Origin of the sequence: Rhodococcus sp. SGAir0479, assembly GCF_005484805.1 — a bacterium.
Taxonomy (GTDB): domain Bacteria; phylum Actinomycetota; class Actinomycetes; order Mycobacteriales; family Mycobacteriaceae; genus Prescottella.
The window spans coordinates 3,619,313-3,634,985 of sequence record NZ_CP039432.1; the positions used below are offsets into that span (position 1 = coordinate 3,619,313).

14 protein-coding genes are annotated in these 15,673 nt (G+C 69.0%); 5 read left to right on the forward strand and 9 right to left on the reverse strand.

The window, feature by feature from the left end; all coding sequences use genetic code 11:
* Nucleotides 1-78 precede the first annotated feature (78 nt).
* From E7742_RS16815 to E7742_RS16830, 4 genes are all read right to left on the reverse strand, one after another.
* A complete protein-coding gene (locus E7742_RS16815; protein WP_137799979.1) occupies nt 79-1,125 on the reverse strand; it encodes a DNA polymerase domain-containing protein in 1,047 nt (348 codons plus the stop codon).
* 3 nt (nt 1,126-1,128) lie between these two features.
* A complete protein-coding gene (locus tag E7742_RS16820; RefSeq protein ID WP_137801269.1) occupies nt 1,129-2,202 on the reverse strand; it encodes an ATP-dependent DNA ligase in 1,074 nt (357 codons plus the stop codon).
* 48 nt (nt 2,203-2,250) lie between these two features.
* Nucleotides 2,251-2,790, reverse strand: a complete 540-nt coding sequence (locus E7742_RS16825) for an OsmC family protein (protein WP_137799980.1) — start codon at nt 2,788-2,790, stop codon at nt 2,251-2,253.
* 198 nt (nt 2,791-2,988) lie between these two features.
* Nucleotides 2,989-4,059, reverse strand: coding sequence for a magnesium and cobalt transport protein CorA (locus E7742_RS16830; protein ID WP_441346926.1), 1,071 nt, complete (start codon nt 4,057-4,059; stop codon nt 2,989-2,991).
* A gap of 492 nt (nt 4,060-4,551) precedes the next feature.
* On the opposite strand from E7742_RS16830, the gene E7742_RS16835 reads away from it, so the two are divergent.
* Entirely contained in the window at nt 4,552-5,031 is a 480-nt protein-coding gene (locus E7742_RS16835) for a hypothetical protein (protein ID WP_254699043.1), read from the forward strand.
* A gap of 31 nt (nt 5,032-5,062) precedes the next feature.
* Nucleotides 5,063-6,421, forward strand: a complete 1,359-nt coding sequence (locus E7742_RS16840; protein ID WP_137799982.1) for an HNH endonuclease signature motif containing protein — start codon at nt 5,063-5,065, stop codon at nt 6,419-6,421.
* A gap of 118 nt (nt 6,422-6,539) precedes the next feature.
* Here the strand turns inward: E7742_RS16840 and pcaG are convergent, their stop codons facing one another.
* Together pcaG and pcaH are read right to left on the reverse strand one after the other, a co-directional pair.
* Complete coding sequence (pcaG, locus tag E7742_RS16845) at nt 6,540-7,214, reverse strand: protocatechuate 3,4-dioxygenase subunit alpha (protein WP_254699044.1); 675 nt, start codon at nt 7,212-7,214, stop codon at nt 6,540-6,542.
* Entirely contained in the window at nt 7,211-7,939 is a 729-nt protein-coding gene (gene pcaH, locus E7742_RS16850) for a protocatechuate 3,4-dioxygenase subunit beta (RefSeq protein WP_137799983.1), read from the reverse strand. Before pcaH ends, pcaG begins: the two co-directional genes overlap by 4 nt.
* Before the next feature lie 93 nt (nt 7,940-8,032).
* Between pcaH and E7742_RS16855 the strand changes: the two genes are divergently transcribed.
* Nucleotides 8,033-8,995 (forward strand): LysR substrate-binding domain-containing protein, encoded by a 963-nt coding sequence (locus E7742_RS16855; protein ID WP_137799984.1) that lies wholly within the window; start codon nt 8,033-8,035, stop codon nt 8,993-8,995.
* Nucleotides 8,996-9,005: 10 nt separating this feature from the next.
* Here E7742_RS16855 and E7742_RS16860 read toward each other — a convergent pair whose 3' ends face one another.
* A complete protein-coding gene (locus E7742_RS16860) occupies nt 9,006-9,857 on the reverse strand; it encodes a helix-turn-helix transcriptional regulator (protein ID WP_137799985.1) in 852 nt (283 codons plus the stop codon).
* Nucleotides 9,858-10,008: 151 nt separating this feature from the next.
* Here E7742_RS16860 and E7742_RS16865 point away from each other — a divergent pair, with 151 nt between their 5' ends.
* Entirely contained in the window at nt 10,009-11,613 is a 1,605-nt protein-coding gene (locus E7742_RS16865) for an AMP-binding protein (protein ID WP_137799986.1), read from the forward strand.
* A gap of 637 nt (nt 11,614-12,250) precedes the next feature.
* Nucleotides 12,251-12,538: a helix-turn-helix domain-containing protein gene (locus E7742_RS16870; protein ID WP_137799987.1), complete on the forward strand. Its 288-nt coding sequence runs from the start codon at nt 12,251-12,253 to the stop codon at nt 12,536-12,538.
* 37 nt (nt 12,539-12,575) lie between these two features.
* Here E7742_RS16870 and E7742_RS16875 read toward each other — a convergent pair whose 3' ends face one another.
* Together E7742_RS16875 and E7742_RS16880 are read right to left on the reverse strand one after the other, a co-directional pair.
* Nucleotides 12,576-14,777 carry an acyl-CoA dehydrogenase gene (locus E7742_RS16875; protein ID WP_137799988.1) on the reverse strand — a complete coding sequence of 734 codons (2,202 nt, stop codon included), beginning with the start codon at nt 14,775-14,777 and terminating at the stop codon, nt 12,576-12,578.
* Nucleotides 14,778-14,789: 12 nt separating this feature from the next.
* The gene (locus E7742_RS16880; protein ID WP_137799989.1) at nt 14,790-15,659 is read right to left on the reverse strand and encodes an SDR family oxidoreductase; all 870 of its coding nucleotides are present in this window, start codon (nt 15,657-15,659) and stop codon (nt 14,790-14,792) included.
* Nucleotides 15,660-15,673 lie beyond the last annotated feature (14 nt).

Consider the following 15,673-nt stretch of genomic DNA (forward strand, 5'->3'; position numbering starts at 1 on the left):
GCCTACGGCCGGAAGGGTTTCCGCCGGAGCAGAACAGACATACCCGAACATCGGGACGGTGAAACCGGGTGGTCGGGTCTACTTCCCCTTGCGGTCGCGGTCGCGGCTGGGCTGCACACGCTTGGGCTCCCCCGGCATCTTGGGATGATTCGGCGGATACGGCAGGTCCCCCAGCCCGGCGGCCGCGTCCCGCTCGGCCATCTCGAGCAGGACGTCGAGCGAGTGCGCGACGTCGTCGAGCGCCGCCATCGGGTCGGGGCGGCCGGCGAGCAGGGCCGGCACGGTCGCGATCGTGAAGTCGTCGGGTTCGGCGGACACCAGTTCCTCCCACGTCACCGGGGTCGAGACGGTGCCGATCGGCGTGTTGCGCGCCGAGTACGCGGAGGCGATGGTCTTGTCCCGCGCGTTCTGGTTGAAATCGAGGAAGATGCGGGCGCCCCGCTCCTCCTTCCACCACGCAGTGGTGGCGCGGTCGCCGCTGCGCCGCTCGATCTCCCGGCACAACGCGATGCCGGCGCGGCGAACCTCGACGAAGTCCCACCGCGGTTCGATCCGGATGTAGACGTGCAGGCCACGCCCTCCCGACGTCTTGGGGAACCCGATCAGTCCCAGTTCATCGAGCAACGGCTGCATGATGTCCAGCGCGACCCGGCGGGCGTCGTCGAAGTCGGTGCCGGGCTGCGGGTCGAAGTCGATGCGCAGTTCGTCCGGGTGGTCGACGTCCGGGCACCGCACCGCCCACGGGTGGAACGTGACGGTGCCGAGGTTCGCGGCCCACACGATGTCGGCGGCGCTGCGCACGCGCAGCACGTCGGCGGTGCGTTTGGACGGGAACGTCACCTCGCACGACGCGACGTGTTCGGGGCGTTTGACGGGCACCCGCTTCTGGAAGACTTCTTCGCCCTCCACGCCGTCCGGGTATCGCTGAAGGTGGGTGGGCCGATCCCGCAGCGCCCGCAGTAGTTCGCCACCGGTCGCCATCTTCCGGTAGTACTCCACGAGGTGCCGCTTGGTGCCGCCCTCCGGGCCGAGGCGCGGATAGTAGATCTTGTCGGGATTCGACAGCCGGACGGCGACGCCGTCGACGTCGAGTTCCTCCGCCGGAGAGCCTTTGGTGCTGGCCATGTTTCAGCTTTCTCCCGTCAGGACGTCGGCGAGGTCGTAGCGCAATGGAACCTCGAGTTGCTCGAACGTGCACGACTGCGGGTCTCGATCCGGCCGCCACCGCAGGAAGCGCGCCGCGTGCCGGAACCGGACTCCGGCCTGGCTGCCGCACTCGCCCAGACCGCCCTCCATCTGGTCGTATGCGACCTCGAGCACCCGCTCGGGGCGCAGCGGCACCCAACTGCGGTCCGCGCTCGACCGCCACCGCGTGGCCTCGCCCTCGGCGACGACGTCGGCACCCACCCGCAGCGGTTCGAGTTCGGCGAGCAGTTCCACCCGGCGTTTCGCCGTGAAGGCCGACGCACCCCCGACCATGTGGAGCTCGTCGCCGTCGAACAGACCCAGCAGGATCGACCCGATGCCCGGCTGACTCTTGTGCGGCCTGTACCCGATAGCCACGACGTCCGCCGTTCGAGAGTGCTTGACCTTCACCATCTCCCGCTTGTTCGGTAGATAATGGCCGTCGAGTCGCTTGGCGACGACGCCGTCGAGCCCGGCACCCTCGAACGTCTCGAACCAGCGTTCGGCGACCGCGGCGTCACGGGTCGCGGCGGTGACGTGGCAGCGCGGACCACCGCCGACCGCCCCGAGCAGCGCCTCGCGCCGTTCCGTGAACGAGTGCTTCGTGAGGTCCTCGTCGCCGAGCGCCAGCAGGTCGAAGCCGATGAACTGGGCGGGGGTCTCGGCGGCGAGGAGGTTGACGCGGCTCTCGGCGGGGTGGATCCGTTCGGACAGCGAACCCCAGTCCAACCGCGTGCGTCCCTCGATCTCCCGGGGCACCACCAGCTCGCCGTCGACGACGCAGCGGGGCGGCAACTCGGCGCGTACCGCCTCCACCATTTCGGGGAAGTAGCGTGCGAGGTCCTTGCCGCCGCGGGAGCCGAAGACGACGTCGTCGCCGTCGCGGAACACGATGGCACGGAAACCGTCCCACTTCGGTTCGTACGACCACACGGGTTCACCGGCGGGTTGCTCGGGCACTCCGGACGCGGCCGTGGCCAGCATCGGTTGCAGGGGCGGCGCGATCGGCAGGTCCACGGGGTCCATAGTGGCACCCCGCGGCCCTCTCCGCGCTGTGGTTTGCCGTCAGTGTCCGTCGCCGACAGCCGACGCGGGGGTCTCGAGGACCGAGACCACCGGTGTCGGGTTGCGGGTCAGGTCCAGCACCGGGCAGTGCGCTTCGGCAGCCGAGTGCAGCTCCAGGTAGCGCTCACGCGTTTCCGGGCCGGTGACCGTCACGACGACGCGGACCTCACCGAACCCCGGACGGACGGCCTCGTCGAAGCCGAAGAAGCCGCGGACGTCGAGATCGCCCTCGGCACGCGCCTCGATGTCGTCGACCCGGATTCCCAGGCGCTCGGCCCAGAAGCGGTAGGTGACGACGTGGCACGACAGCAGCGACGCCAGGTAGTACTCCACCGGGTTGGGCGCCGCGTTGTCACCACCCAGAGCGGGTGGCTCGTCGACCTCGACCGAGTACTTGCCCAGCGAGACGGTGCTGGCGACGGCGTCGTGCGCCCGAGCCGCGGCCCGGAACACGACGTGCGCCTTGGTGGCGTCGTCGGCGACCGCGTCGGCGGTGGCAGCGACGATGGCGGACAGACGGGAGACGGAAGCTGTGGTCATGAGGGGACCTCTCGTGCAGATGCGGATGTCCGGGCAGCAGAGAACGCCCGGCGAATGGTCGTCGGGGCCGATCAGGGCCGACGACAACTGCACGTGCAGACCAGCGCGAAATCGACATGGCGACGCCGCGTCAGCAGCATCCCGAGGTCGAGCGCGCGCGGTCCGGTCACAGTCCGGACTGTAGCGCCGCCGCCCGGGTCACAGCCAGCCGCGCCGCTTGAAGACCGTGTAGAGGCTGAAACACGTGAGGAACATCAGCATCAACGCGAAGGGATATCCTCCGGGCCAGTGCAATTCGGGCATGGTATCGAAGTTCATGCCGTACACGGTGCCGATCAGTGTGGGCGCGAACAGGATTGCCGCCCACGACGAGATCTTCTTGATCTCCTCGTTCTGCGCATAGCTGGCCGCCGTCAGGTTGCGCATCTCCTCGTTCTGCGCCTGGGAGACGAGCGTCGCGTTGACCGTGAGCATGTTGGCGAGCAGATCTCGGAAGCCGTCCACCCGCTCGACGACGGTGGTCGCGTGGTCGGTGACGTCGCGCAGGTACCGCTGCAGCTCCTCGTCCGTCTTGTACTTGTCGAAGCCGGCCGACAACGCGCTGAGCATGCCCAGCAGCGGCTTGGTCGCACGCTGGAACTCGATGACCTCGCGGGAGAGCTCGTAGATGCGCCGCGACACCATCGGGTCACCACTGAAGATCTCGGTCTCGATCTCGTCGATGTCGTTCTGCAGGCCCGCGACGACCGGCGCGTAGCCGTCGACGACGGCGTCGAGGATCGCGTACAGGACGGCCTCGGGACCGAGGCGCAACAGATCCGGATCGCTCTCCATCCGCTTCCGAACGTTCGACAGATCCGGCGACTCGCTGTGCCGGACGGTGAGCACGAATGTCGGGCCGCAGAAGACGTGCAGCTCGCCGAAATCGACGCTCTCCGACTCGTCGAGGTAGCGGGCAGCGCGCAGCACTACGAACAGCGTCTCGCCGTAGCGTTCCAGCTTGGGGCGCTGGTGGGCGACGATCGCATCCTCGACGGCGAGTTCGTGCAGATCGAATTGTTTTGCCGCGGCGTACAGTTGGGCGTCGTCGGGTCGGTACAGGCCGATCCACGCCATCGACGACTCGTCGGGCAGACTCGCGAGCGCCTCGGCGAGAGTGGCAGGCGAGCCGATGCGTCGCCCGTCGCGGTACACCGCGCTGTTGACGACGCTCGACTCCACCGGCCGATGCTGCGGCACAGGCGTCTGCCCCGGGTGGCGCGGCGCCATCGAATGCTCGGGCGAGACGGTATCGTCGGCGGTCCCGGCGGCACGCCGGGGCAGGATCGAACGGTTGGGACGCTTTTCACGCATAACGACTACGGCTTTCGGGAAGGTCCGCGCTCCGGCCGCAGTGCAGCCCGCGGACACCAGTCGAACGCCACCCTCGCATGTGCGGTGGCGTGGAATGTCCTGTTTCAGCTGGTACTCGGAGGTTGGCTACTCATCGCTAGCCCCACCTCCTCTTCCTCGAATCCCGCGACTGCGCGCAGGCAAAAGGTTCGACACGAACTACGACACCCTACTCTGCGACCGTCACGGGCGACAACCGCGCGCCCGGTACGGCTGCGGACATGTCGGCCGGATCACAGCCGTCACGCCACGTGCCGGCCGAAGGGGAGGGCGCGTGAGCGGCTGCCCCGAGGGAGGCCGGATTCGCACCGAGCGCCGACCGTCGTCGACATCCCGATGACCGAGCATCCGGCGAGCTAGGCTTCCGACGTGTCGAGAGCGCTGTGGTGGGCGTCAGTCGTGGCTGCGATGACATTCACCGCGTGGGCCGGGATCACGTGGACCGTGGCTGAAGTGTCGTTGTCGTGCGCGAAGATCGGTGAGTCCCAATCCTCGTTCCGCTGCGATGACCGCATCGTCCACGTGCTGGGGATCCGGCCGCTGGTCGGCCTGGGATTGCTGCTCGCGACTCCGCCCGCGGTGGCGGCGTCGGCAATGCGACGATGGACTTCCTGGTCGGCCGTCGCCGCACTTGTAGGGCTCTCGATCGCCGGGCTGGCGAACTGGTCCTCCTTCTGGGATCCCTCCTCTTCGCCGTTCCCCTGGCAGTCGTCGGATCGATCGCGGCCGCGTTGCAGCGAACTCCCCCGCGTCAAGGAATACCGAGAAGCCGCGCTGCCGCGGACACGTAACGCCGTGCCCGAATCACCCTGCACGAGAAGGGCGTCGCACGACGCAACCAACCCTTGACTCGAACACCAGTTCGAACTAAAGTGGTGTCATGAATCCGGGGGGACTCGACACCACAGCAGCCGCACTCGTGGCGCTCAGTCACGATGACGTGCGCGGGCTGGCCGAGTTGGACCTGGTGCGTACGACGGTTGATCTCTCGCGTCTGATCGATCGGCTCGAAGCCGTGCGGGTGGCCGCGGTGGCCGAAATCGACGAGCGCGCGGTCTCGTTCGACACGCTGGGGTTTCGTAGCGTGAAGCAGTGGCTGGCGGCCAACACGCTGCTGGAGGTGCCGGCCGCGGCGCGAATCCTGGCGCTGGGCAGAGCATTGCGACGTGAACCGGATGTGGCTGACGCCTTCAACGCAGGGGCCATCTCCGGCGAGCATGCTGCTCTGATCACCAAGTTCTGCGGGCAACCACCCCACGGCATGCCGACCGAAGCACTGCCCGACTGCCGGCGCCTGCTACTGGACTGCGCGGCGAACCCCGCGGCGACCACGATGAGTGTGCGCACCTGCATCTCGCGGCTCGAGCGGATCTTCGAATCCGACGAACTCCCGCCCAGTGAGGACAGCGACCGCAACGAATTCCACGCCTCGAAAACCCTGAACGGGCGCGTCGCGGTCAAAGGCGATCTCGACGCAGTCACCGGGGAGATGCTGCTGACGGCGCTGTCCGCGCTGACCAAGCCGCGGAACCCGAACGACGACCCCGCCGCGACCCGCACCCCGGGGCAGCGGCGGGCGGAGGCGTTCGCCGAAATCCTGCGCCGCTACCTCGACTCCGGCGACGCCCCCATCGAGGGCGGCGAGCGCCCGCACCTGTCGCTGCACGTGCACGCCCGTGACCTCGCCCGCACCGACCACGACCACGACCACAACCACGACCACGACCACGACCACGATGCGTGGTTAAGCCGAGACAGGGACGCCGACACACAGAACCTGTTCGGCAGCAGCGAATTTCACGGTAAGGATGTTTCCCCCCTGCCGCACCTCGGGCCGCTGACCATCGCCACCGCCCGCCGCCTTGCCTGCGACTGCCACCTCACCCCGGTGGTGATGGACGACGGTGTACCGCTGAACCTGGGCCGCACCACCCGAACCGTCTCCAAGAAGCAGCGCCGGGCGCTGATCGCCCGCGACCACGGCTGCGCCTTCCCCGGCTGCGGCGCACCGCCCGCCCACTGCGAAGGCCACCACATCCACCACTGGGCCGACGGCGGACCCACCGACCTCGACAACCTCGTCCTACTCTGCCGCTACCACCACCGCCTCCTGCACCACAGCCACTGGGAAGTACAGATCGGCGCCGACCACCACCCCTCATTCACCCCACCGTCACTGGTGGACCCGTACAAGAAACCCATGCCCGCGAACAACCGCGCCGGACCACACGCTGCTTGAACCACGCGACATCCGGAAAACAGCCGAATACCGGTGTAGCCGACACCCGCAGTACGGGTGCCGGCTACACCGGATTGCGCCCAGAGCCCGCCTGCGCCCGGCGGGATGGAGCTTCGCGTCAGATGTCGAAGAACACCGTCTCCGCGCCGCCGTCCGGGGTGTCCTGGAGGCGGATGTCGAAGGTGTAGACCACCTTTCCGTCGCGCTCGGATCGCTTCGCGATGAGCGTCCGGCGACGGGTTTCCCATTCGATGGCCGACAGGATCGGATCGGCCGCGTTGCGGTAGGCTTCGTCGTCGAAGTAGATGCGGGTGTGCAGTCCTACGTTGATACCCCGCGCGAAGATCGCGACACAGATGTGCGGGGCCTGGACCCGCCCACCGTCCGCCGCGACCGGTCCCGGTTTGACGGTGTGGAACTCGAAGACACCGGAGTCGAAGTCGGCGCCGGTGCGCCCCCAGCCGCGGAAGGCAGGGTCGACGGCCTTGTCCTGGGGATCGAGCCGGTGCGCGTACTTGCCGGCGGCGTTGGCCTGCCAGATCTCGAGCAGCGCATCGCGCACGAGCGTGCCGCTGCCGTCGAACACCCGCCCCTCGATCGTGATGCGCTCGCCGACGGTGTCGCCGGAGACGAGATCGTTGCCGAAGTTGTTCTCGAACACGTCGAAACCGGCCTGGTGCGGCGCGAGTCCGATGTGGACGTAGGGGCCGCCGGTCTGCGACGGGGTCTCGGGGAACCGCGTCACCATCGGGTGCGGCGTGAAACGGGTGGACTGTCGGCCGGTCGTAGTCATCGCGCGCCTCCGGGCAGAGCGTTCTCGAAGAAGGTGGCGCGGCGCCCGCGCAGCGTGACGTCGAACCGATAGGTACGGGCGTCGAACGGCATGTTGTTGGCCGGGTCCTCCTGGGCGATCAGGCTGCGCACCTGGTCGACGGTGGGGATGGTCCGTGCGATCGGGCACCGCTCGATCAGCGGGTCGCCCTCGAAGTACAGCTGCGTGATCAGCCGCTGCGCCCATCCGTCGGCACTGAGCGACATGTGGATGTGCGCGGGCCGCCACGCGTTGGTGTCGTTGGCCCACGGGTACGGGCCCGGCTTGATGGTGCGGAAGACGTAGTAGCCGTTGCTGTCGGTGAGCATGCGGCCGCAGCCGCCGAAGTTGGGGTCGATCGGCGCGAGGTACTGATCCTTCTTGTGCCGGTAGCGTCCACCCGCGTTGGCCTGCCACACCTCCACCAGCGCACCGGAGACCGGATTGCCGAACTCGTCGCGCACGTAGCCGTGGACGACGAGGCGTTCGCCGATCGGGAGTCCGTCCTTGGCGAAGTTGAGGATGAGATCGTTGTCCTTCTCCCCCAGCTCGTCGGCGCCGAACACGGGCCCGGTGATCTCGGAGAGAGTGTTCCGCGGCGAGATGAGAGCGTTGCGCGGCGAGCGCAGCACGCTGGTCTTGTAGGCCGGGGTGAGCGCCGGGGGATGCGCCGTGGCATCGCGTTCGACGAATTCGCCGATGGTCATGGTTTCTCCTGTCGAGCGGATCTCCGATCAGGCTATTTCTTCGGATTGGTCATGTAAATTGACCCTTTGACCAGGTTTCCATAACCTGAGGAAATGCCGGATGGTTTTGTTTTCCCACCCGCCGCCGACGGTGCGGGCGCGGCGCGCCTCCTGCAACGGCTGCGGCTGCGGCACCTGTCGTGCTTCGTCGCAGTGGCGCAGGAACGCAATCTCGGCCGGGCGGCCGAGCGGCTGCATCTGACCCAACCGGCCGTGACGAAGACACTCAACGAACTCGAGGCTCTGGCCGGGATACGACTCGTCAACCGTGGCCGACGGGGCGCGCACCTCACCCCGGCCGGGGAGCACTTCCTGCGGCACGCGGTCGCGGTCACCGACGCGATGGGCTCGGCGGCGTCGGCTCTGGCAGGCGCGGATACGCCCAGCGCCCCGGTTCGGGTGGGCGCGTTGCCGACGGTGGCGAGCGTGTTGCTGCCCGAGGCGATCACCCGACTGCGGGTGGCCCACCCCGGCGTCGACGTCCGGGTCGTCACCGGTTCCAACGACGTGCTGGTCGCCGCGGTGCGCGCCGGCGAACTGGACCTCGCGCTCGGACGGATGGCCGAACCCGACACGCTCCAGGAGTTGGCGTTCGAACTGCTCTACACCGAATCGCTCGCGCTCATCGTGCGGCCGGGCCACCCGCTGGCCGCGGCCGGCGCCCCGGCGCCCGTGCCGGCCGTACTCGACTACCCGCTCGTCGTCGCCACCGCGGGAACGGTCCCCCGGCACCACACCGAGACGCTGTTCCGACGCCACGGCCTCCGCCTCCCACCCGGCTGCGTCGAGACGCTGGACGTCACGTTGGCCCGCACCCTCACCCGCCGCGGCGACGCGGTGTGGTTCACCCCCGAGCGGGTACCGCAGACGGATCTCGACGACGGCACGCTCGTCCGGTTGCCGCAGCCGACACCGGGTACCGCGGAGCCCGTCGGACTGTTCAAGCGGACGACCGGTGAATCTTCCACCGCCGTCGAGGAATTCGTCAGCATTCTGCGGGACGCCGCCGACTACTGACGGCGGCCCGTCAGGGCATGAGGCCCTGACGGCGCGCCTCGACGACCGCCTCGTGCCGGCTGCCGACCTCGAGCTTGCCCATGATGTTGCGCATGTAGCTCTTGATCGTGTCGACCCGCAGCCCCAGACGTTCGGCGATCTCGGCGTTGCGGCAGCCGAGGGACACGTGCACGAGCACCTCGAATTCGCGAGCCGACAGGGAGACCTTCGCCTGCGCCGAGGCCCCGGTCGTCAATCCCCGCAGCTTCTGCTCCACTGCCGCGACCTCGGCGCTGAGATCCGCGTCGTCGAGTCGGTCGACGATCGAGCGCAGCGCCAGGTAGCTCTCGACGATCCCTTCCGACACCCGCGGGTCCCGGCCGGTCGCCGGTTCGGCGCGGGCGTTGTCGATCATCACGATGCGGCGGTCCACTTCGTCACGCACCTCGATCTCGTGCGCGAGTCTGCGCACGGATCGCATCACCGTCTCGGCGACGACGTCCCCGATCGGCAGGTTGGCCCGCAGCCCGCCGTACACCGCGGCTCGGGTCTTCCCACGCACGACGACCGGGGCGGCCAACAGGGACTCGATGCCCTCGCTCGCCACCTCGTGGTCGTAGTCGTGCGTGATGTGCCGCGAGTGCGCGTAGTCCTGCACCGCGCCGGGACGTTGCTCTGCCATCACCCGGCCGCCCAGCCCGCACGCGGAGTCGATGACGAGGTCGCACAGCAGCGTCCCGCGGGTCCCCACGAAACCGGACAACCGCATGCTGGGCCCGTCGGCCATACCGCCGAACAGCACCGGCAGCGAGGTGCTCGTCCGCAGATGACGCAGCTCGGCGCGGATGGCGTCCTCGTCGCTCGGTCTCAGGGTCTCGGTCATCTGTTCGTTCGGTGGATCGGTGTGTCTGACGGGCTCGGGCGCCCGTCTCGGGATACCCACTTCAGAGGGTAGCGGGGGCCGGGCCGTGGCCCATAGCGTCGGCGGCGACGGACTGTAACGCCCGTCACGTGCACTCACCCCGGAGGTACTCGTGTCCCCACTGTCCGCCTCGGCGAACCACACCCCGCTCAGTCCGCTGCGCTTCCTGGACCGCTCGGCGTCGGTCTTCCCCGACAAGACTGCGATCGTCCACGGGGACCGCCGCTACACGTACCGCGAGTTCGCCGACGAGGTGGCACGCCTGGCCCGGGTGCTGCGCGCCCACATCGAACCCGGGGACCGGATCGCGTACCTGTGCCCCAACACTCCCGAGATGCTGATGGCACATTTTGCGGTGCCGCTGGCCGGTGGCGTGCTGGTAGCGCTGAACTCGCGCCTGGCCGGCCCGGAGCTCGAGTACATTCTCGACCACGCGGGCGTGAAGATCCTGTTCGTGGACTCCGAGCTGGTGGGCTCGGTGCGCACCGTGCGGCAGCACGTCGGCAGCGTCACCGAGATCGTCGAGATACCGGACTCGACGATCCCGTACCCCGACGTTCCCGCCGGTGTGGTGACGGCACGGTACGACGAATTCCTGCACAGTCGCGACGGCGTGGCCGACGCGCCCCTGCACTGGGGTGTCGACGACGAGCAGCAGGTGATCGCGATCAACTACACCTCCGGCACCACCGGCAAGCCCAAGGGCGTCATGTACTCCCACCGCGGCGCGTATCTCAACTCGCTGGGCGAGACGTTCCACAACGGGTTCGACGGCTCCACCAGGTATCTGTGGACGCTGCCGATGTTCCATTGCAACGGCTGGTGTACGCCGTGGGCGGTCACGGCGGCGGCGGGCACGCACGTGTGCCTGCGGGCGGTGCGTGCCGACGCGGTCTGGGACGCGATCGACGACCTCGGCATCACGAACCTGTGCGGCGCGCCCGCGGTGTGCACCACCATCGCCGGCGCCGAGCGGGCGCATCCCGTCGACGCCCTGCGCATCACGACGGCGGGTGCTCCCCCGTCGCCGACCGTCATCGGCCAGCTCGAGGCGCTCGGCATCACCGTCGTGCACGTCTACGGGCTCACGGAGGTGTACGGGCCGTACACGATCTGCGAGTACCAGGAGTCGTGGAACGCCCGCACCGCCGAGGAGCGGGCCGCGCTGATCTCCCGGCAGGGCGTCGGCATGGTGCAGGCGGAGAACGCGCGCGTCGTCGACGAGAACCTGGAGGACGTGCCGGCGGACGGGCAGACGATGGGCGAGATCGTGCTGCGCGGCAACAACGTCATGCTCGGGTACTACCGCGATCCGCAGGCCACGGCGGAGGCGTTCGCCGGCGGTTGGTTCCACACCGGCGACCTGGGCGTGATGCACGCCGACGGCTACATCCAGCTCAAGGACCGGGCCAAGGACATCGTCATCTCCGGTGGCGAGAACATCTCGACCGTCGAGGTGGAACAGGCGATCATGTCGCATCCGGCGGTGCTCGACGTCGCGGTCGTCGGTGTGCCGCACGAGAAGTGGGGTGAGCGCCCCAAGGCGTTCGTCATCGTCAAGCCGGGGCACTCGGTCACTGCCGAGGAGGTCACCGCCCACACCCGCTCGCTCCTGGCCGGCTACAAGGTGCCCGACGAGATCGTTTTCCCGCTCGAACTGCCGCGCACCCCGACCGGCAAGGTGCTCAAGTTCGAACTGCGCAACGCACACAGCTGAATCCTCCTCGCCCACAGCGTTTCGTACCGCACCGCCGGCCCCGCCCCCTTGCGCAGGAGGCGGGGCCGGCCGGCCGAAGAGTGACGACCGTCACAAGAAAATCTATCGCGGCCGCTGTAGACATTCCCTGTCGGCCGTTGTAATCTTTTCGTCGTAGACGAAACAGAGGGCCGAAGAGGCAGGTTCAGGGAAGACCTGCATGGAGGAATCTGGAGAGTACGGCGGGACGCGTCGAGATGAGTGTTGATGTGTTCAGGAAGGCTCGATGCGTCCCGCCCCTACCGGGCAGCTGGACCCGCTCGGTAGCGCAGGGAAATGGAAGTGGCAGGACCTGCGACGCCGCCCGGCGTCGCGTCCGGGCCGGTAGCGAGCCGACCGGCGCGGAACACAGGAAGATCCCCGACCAGGAGGTGGTGCACGGTTAGCCGTTACTCGATCGCGTATCCCCGCCCCGCGGGAACAGATAAGTGAGCCGGCCTCTGGCGGCCGGCCTGTCCAGATAAACCCCTCACGCCCCGGCGCCGATTCAGGCGCCGGGGCGTCGTCCCGTGCCGAGAGGATTACGCGCATTCCGGACACACCGAGCCCGAGCGGGCCAGGAGACAGATTCGACGACGAGGACTACCCGGCGTACAGCATGGGCCGGGCTGCCGAACTGCTCGGTGTCACACAGGCCTTCCTCCGCAGCCTCGACAGCGCGAAACTGGTCACCCCGTTGCGCTCCGAGGGCGGTCACCGCCGCTACTCCCGCTATCAGCTGCGCATCGCCGCCCGCGCCCGCGAACTGATCGACCAGGGCACCCCGGTGGATGCTGCCTGCCGGATCATCATCCTCGAGGACCAGCTCCGCGACGCGCTGCGCATCAATGCCGAACTCCGGCAGGCACAGCAACACCCGGCCCCCGAGCCCGACACCCCCGACTGAACCCGCGCGGTCGTCTCCCTGCAGGTCCGGCCCGTGCTCAGTCCCGGGGCAGCCCCAGCATCCGCTCGGCGATCACGTTGAGCTGCACCTCGGTGGTGCCACCGTAGATGGTGGTCGCGCGCCCGGCGATGAGCTGCTCCATGGCCTTGTCGCTCGGTTGACCCGGCACCGCCACGACGCCGGCGGGACCCAGCTCGGCCACCACGAACTCCGAGATCGACTGTCCCAGACCCATGCCCAGCAGCTTCCCGACGGAGGCCGTGGTGCTGACATCGGCGCCGGAGAGCTGCTTCAGGACCAGGCGTGCACCGATCAGATCGATGGCCTGGCTCTCGACCACCAGCTCGCCGAACCGGTAGCGGCTCACCGGGCCGAGTTCGCGACCGCGCACGAACGCGAACAGGTCGTCGTCGCTCGCGTACGCCTCGAGCTTCTGACTGAGCGCCACCCGCTCCCCGGCCAGCGTGGTGCGGGCGACGTGCCAACCGTCGTTCACCGCCCCCACGACGTTCTCGTCGGGAACGAACACACCGTCGAGGAACACCTCGTTGAACAGGGCCGACCCGGTCATCTCCCGCAACGGCCGGACGGTGATCCCCGGCGTCGCCATGTCCAGCACGAAGTAGGTGATGCCCTCGTGCTTGGGCGCCGACGGGTCGGTACGCGCGATGAGCATCGCCCAGTCCGCGAACTGCGCCACCGTGGTCCAGATCTTCTGGCCGCTGATCCGCCATCCCCCGTCGACCTTCTCGGCCCGGGTGGTCAGTGCTGCGAGATCGGAGCCGGCGCCCGGTTCGGAGAACAGCTGGCACCACACCAGATCACCACGCAGGGTGGGGACCGCGAGTTCCTGCTTCTGCCGGTCGGTTCCGTGCGCGACGACGGCCTGCACCGCCCAGCCGCCCATGAGCAGCTGCGGCATCGCGATCCCCGCGGCCTTGATCTCCTGTGCGATCACGATCTGCTCGAGCGGACCGGCCCCGCGGCCGTACGGCTTCGGCAGGTGCGGCTGTACCCAGCCGCCGTCACCGAGCGCGATCAGCTGCTCGTCCTCGTCCGCGATCGCCGCGACGGGAGCGAGGTCCGCGCGCACGATCGCGCGGATCTCCGCCGCCTCGGCGGGCAGCTCGAGCTCGGACCGGCGGACCACCCCGGCGAGCGCGTGCCCCGCGACGCGATCGACCCGCTCCTCGCGGGTGCCGAGCACTCCTCGGACGGCGAGCGCACGGCGGTAGTACAGGTGCGCGTCGTGCTCCCACGTGAAACCGATTCCGCCGTGGACCTGAATGCAGTCCTGCGCCACCCGGACGGCCGCATCCGGAACCAGGACCGCCGCCACCTCGGCCGCGAAATCGGCTGTCTCGTGTTCTTCGTCGAGTGCCGAGGCCGCATCCCACACCACCGCGCGGGCCTTTTCGAGCTCGATGCCCATGTGCGCGCACTTGTGCTTGACGGCCTGGAACTGCCCGATGGGGCGACCGAACTGCACCCGGGTCTTCGCGTACTCGGCGGCGGTGGACACACACCACGACATGACACCGACTGCTTCGGCACCGAAGATCACCGTGACGATCGAACGTACCCGGCGTTCGTCCAGGCCGTCGAGAACGCGGTCCGCGTCGACCACCGTCTCCGCGGCCTCCACCCGCGCCGCACCCCGCAGTGGGTCGATCGCGTCCTGCACGGTGACGGTGACGTCGGCGCGATCGACCACTACCCACCGGACGGTGTCACCGAGCGTCGCCGGCAGCACCAGCACATCCGCGGCGCCGCCGCCGGCGACGGCGTCCACCGCACCCGCGAGCCGGTACCCGCTGCCCGTCCGCTCGGCGTGCAGCGGCGGACCGAGCGTGATTGCGGCCGTGCGGGAGCCGTCGATCAGCTCGGGCAGCAGCTCGATACCGGCCTTCGAGTCGGTCGCGGCCAGCACGGCCACCGCAGCCGCGGTCGGCGTGAACGGCCCGGGGACCACGGACCGCCCCAGCGCCTCGAGCGCCACGGCCAGACCCAGCAGACCGGCGCCGTGCCCACCCTGCTCCTCCGGCACGGCCAGTCCCAGCAGCCCCTGCTCGGCCACCGCCGACCACAGCTGCGCCGCCTCGGCGGTCGCATCGGACTCGAGCCCGGCACGGGTCCGCTCCCGTGTGACCGTCCGCTCCGCGAACGCGCGGACCGAATCGGCCAGCGCCACGTGTTCCTCGCTCAGTCCCAGCCCCAGCTCGTACGTGTTGCGCGCCATGACCGGCTCCCCTCAGCCCAACCGCTCGGCGAGATCGTCGACCGCCCAGGGCCCGTCGCTCTCGATGGTGGTCCCGCCCTGCCAGTTGACGAGTTCGGTGATCGCACCGCCCTGCACCGCGTACACCTTGCCGGTGAGCTTGCAGTCGGCCGCCGCGAGCCGCGCGACGAGTGGTGAGATGTTCGACGGCGCGAACGCGTCGAACTCGCCCTCGGGGACCTCGGCCGCGAACAACGCCCCCATGCCGGGTGTCGCGAGTGTCAGCCGAGTTCGGGCGATGGGGGCGATCGCGTTGACCCGGACCCCGTACCGTTCCAACTCGTCGGCGGCCACGAGCGTCATCGCGGCGATTCCGGCCTTCGCCGCGCCGTAGTTGCTCTGGCCTGCGTTCGGCATGAACGTGCCCGACGCGGACGCGGTGTTGATCACCGACGCCTGCACCGGTTCACCGGCCTTGGTCTGCGCCTTCCAGTAGGCCGCCGCGTGGTGCAGCACCGCCGCGTGTCCCTTGAGGTGGACGGCGATGACCGCGTCCCACTGGCTCTCCTCCATGCCGGCGATGAACGCGTCCCGCAGGATGCCCGCGTTGTTGACGACGACGTCGAGCCGGCCGAACTCCTGCACCGCCTGCTGCACCAGCGCCTCGGCCCCCGGCCAGTCCGCGACGCTGTCGGTGTTGGCGACGGCCTTGCCGCCGGCCGCCACGATCTCGTCGACCACCTGTTGCGCCGGGCCGACGTCGGATCCGGTGCCGTCGTTGGCGCCACCGAGATCGTTGACGACCACGGCAGCGCCCTCGCGGGCGAACAGCAGGGCGTGTTCGCGGCCGATACCGCGTCCCGCGCCGGTGACGATCGCGACGCGTCCGTCCAGAGTTCCCATGGTGTTTCTCTCCT

Excerpts from the sequence above, each read along its gene's own strand:
- E7742_RS16870 (WP_137799987.1), top strand. The coding sequence starts at position 12,251 with ATGGGCCGGGCTGCCGAACTGCTCGGTGTCACACAGGCCTTCCTCCGC.
- E7742_RS16815 (WP_137799979.1), bottom strand. The coding sequence starts at position 1,125 with ATGGCCAGCACCAAAGGCTCTCCGGCGGAGGAACTCGACGTCGACGGC.
- E7742_RS16875 (WP_137799988.1), bottom strand. The coding sequence starts at position 14,777 with ATGGCGCGCAACACGTACGAGCTGGGGCTGGGACTGAGCGAGGAACAC.
- pcaH (WP_137799983.1), bottom strand. The coding sequence starts at position 7,939 with ATGACCATCGGCGAATTCGTCGAACGCGATGCCACGGCGCATCCCCCG.
- E7742_RS16825 (WP_137799980.1), bottom strand. The coding sequence starts at position 2,790 with ATGACCACAGCTTCCGTCTCCCGTCTGTCCGCCATCGTCGCTGCCACC.
- E7742_RS16840 (WP_137799982.1), top strand. The coding sequence starts at position 5,063 with ATGAATCCGGGGGGACTCGACACCACAGCAGCCGCACTCGTGGCGCTC.
- E7742_RS16830 (WP_441346926.1), bottom strand. The coding sequence starts at position 4,059 with ATGGCGCCGCGCCACCCGGGGCAGACGCCTGTGCCGCAGCATCGGCCG.
- pcaG (WP_254699044.1), bottom strand. The coding sequence starts at position 7,214 with ATGACTACGACCGGCCGACAGTCCACCCGTTTCACGCCGCACCCGATG.
- E7742_RS16880 (WP_137799989.1), bottom strand. The coding sequence starts at position 15,659 with ATGGGAACTCTGGACGGACGCGTCGCGATCGTCACCGGCGCGGGACGC.
- E7742_RS16855 (WP_137799984.1), top strand. The coding sequence starts at position 8,033 with ATGCCGGATGGTTTTGTTTTCCCACCCGCCGCCGACGGTGCGGGCGCG.
- E7742_RS16860 (WP_137799985.1), bottom strand. The coding sequence starts at position 9,857 with ATGACCGAGACCCTGAGACCGAGCGACGAGGACGCCATCCGCGCCGAG.